The 2,258-nt window shown below is 66.0% G+C and carries 2 protein-coding genes; both read left to right on the plus strand.

Going from position 1 to position 2,258, the window contains the following annotated elements; all coding sequences use genetic code 11:
- Nucleotides 1-1,057: cell division protein FtsQ/DivIB (locus D477_RS19865; RefSeq protein WP_005274560.1), on the plus strand; the 1,057-nt coding region annotated here is incomplete at its 5' end.
- Nucleotides 1,058-1,268: 211 nt separating this feature from the next.
- On the plus strand, nucleotides 1,269-2,258 hold a 990-nt coding region (gene ftsZ / locus D477_RS19870; RefSeq protein ID WP_005274562.1), incomplete at its 3' end, for a cell division protein FtsZ.

Here is a 2,258-nt window from a genome sequence, read left to right on the forward strand (position 1 = left end):
GGCTGGAGCCGGCCAGGGTTCGCCGGCGAGCGGCGCAGGCCAGCGACCACCGGCCAGCGCGCAGCGTACCCCGGAGCCAGGCTCCCACGGGCCTGAGACCGGCAGTATCCGCATCAACTCCGGGAAGGTCTCGGTCATGGGCGCGGAAAACCGTTCGACGAGCGCGACCAAGGATCCCTCGGCGCCCCTGCCGAAGCGGGAGGGAAAGTCCGCTACGCCCGCGGTCCCTCGCGGCAGGAAGACAGCCGAAGCCAAACCTGCGGCACGCGCCCGTCCGGCCGCCAAGGCAGGAAAGCAGCGCAAGGCGGTGACGCCGTCGTCCGCGGAATCCAAAAGCCGGACAATTGTCGCCTTTCCCGAATCACCGCGCCGAAAGCTGCGCCGGCGGTTGTGGATCGGCGGGGTCACCGCCGTGGTGCTGTTCATTGCGCTGCTGGCGGTGCTCGTCTTCTCTCCGGTGCTGGCAATACAGACGGTCAGCGTGAGCGGCACCGACCTGACCAGGAAGGAAGCCTTGGTGGAGGCGCTGCAACCGTTGAAGGGCAAGCCGCTGCCGCAGGTCACCGACCAGGATGTCAAGGCCCTGCTCACCAACTTTCCTGCCGTCGACGACGTGGCCGTCGAAGCCAAGCCTCCGTCCGAACTCGGCGTCCGGGTGGTTGAACATGTGCCCGTGGCCGTGCTGAAGACCGGGAAGAAGTTCGCGCTCATCAACGCCGACGGCAAGCGGCTGGCCACCGTGGGCAAGCGGGGGGACGCCGAACTTCCGCTGATCGACGGCAGCACTGCCGGCGAAGACCCGGAGATTTTCCGTACCCTGACAGCCGTGCTGGCGGCCTTGCCCCAGGATGTCCTGGCCAAGCTGGAACATGCGTCAGCCAAGACCGTGGACTCCGTGGAGCTGCAGTTGACCAACGGAAAGAAGGTCATCTGGGGCAATGCGGACCAGCTGGAGCTGAAGGCGAGAGTCTTCGAGGCGCTCCTGAAGGCCAAGCAGCCGGAGGGCGGCATCCAGGTCTACGACGTCTCCACGCCGACCCGCCCGGTGACGCGATGAAGCAACCAAATAGAGTTCAGACGACACGCGGAGGCGGTCATTGCATGAGGCCAGCTAAGAGCCTAGCGTCTCGGATTAGAAGTTACTTGACATAACTCTAAGCTTCAACCTGAAGGTTAGGGTTAGGTGCAGGTGAACCGATGGGCTGGCGGCTCGCTCCGGCCTGGCGGAACAAGAACAGAGCAGAGATTTCGAACAAGGGACACAGGACGTGGCAGCACCGCAAAATTACTTGGCCGTCATCAAGGTCGTCGGCATCGGCGGCGGTGGCGTTAATGCCGTCAACCGGATGATCGAGGTAGGACTCCGCGGCGTGGAGTTCATTGCCATCAATACCGATGCGCAGGCTCTGCTCATGAGCGACGCGGACGTCAAGCTTGACGTCGGACGGGAGCTGACCCGCGGCCTGGGTGCCGGGGCTGACCCCGAAGTCGGCCGCAAGGCAGCCGAAGACCACGCTGAGGAGATCGAAGAGGTGCTCCGCGGTGCGGACATGGTCTTCGTCACCGCCGGTGAAGGCGGCGGCACCGGAACCGGCGGCGCCCCTGTCGTCGCCCGCATTGCGCGCTCGCTCGGCGCCCTGACCATCGGTGTGGTCACCCGTCCGTTCACGTTCGAGGGCCGGCGGCGCTCCAACCAGGCCGAGAGCGGCATCGAGACCCTGCGCGACGAAGTCGACACGCTCATCGTCATTCCGAACGACCGCCTGCTCTCCATCAGCGACCGGAATGTCTCCATGCTCGATGCCTTCCGCTCCGCTGACCAGGTCCTGCTGTCCGGTGTCCAGGGCATCACCGACCTCATCACGACGCCGGGCCTGATCAACCTCGACTTCGCCGACGTCAAGTCCGTCATGCAGGGCGCCGGCTCCGCGCTCATGGGAATCGGCTCCGCCCGCGGGGAGGACCGGGCGGTCAAGGCCGCGGAGCTGGCCATCGCGTCGCCGCTGCTGGAAGCCTCCATCGACGGTGCCCATGGCGTCCTGCTGTCGATCCAGGGCGGGTCCGATCTTGGCCTGTTCGAAATCAACGAAGCCGCCCGCCTGGTGCAGGAGGTCGCGCACCCCGAAGCCAACATCATCTTCGGTGCCGTGATCGATGACGCCCTCGGTGACGAGGCGCGCGTGACGGTCATCGCCGCCGGCTTCGACCAGGTCGACGTCACCTCGGCGCCGTCCGCCCAAAAACCGGCAGCTGTTCCG

Origin of the sequence: Arthrobacter crystallopoietes BAB-32, from assembly GCF_000328305.2 — a bacterium.
GTDB lineage: Bacteria > Actinomycetota > Actinomycetes > Actinomycetales > Micrococcaceae > Crystallibacter > Crystallibacter crystallopoietes_A.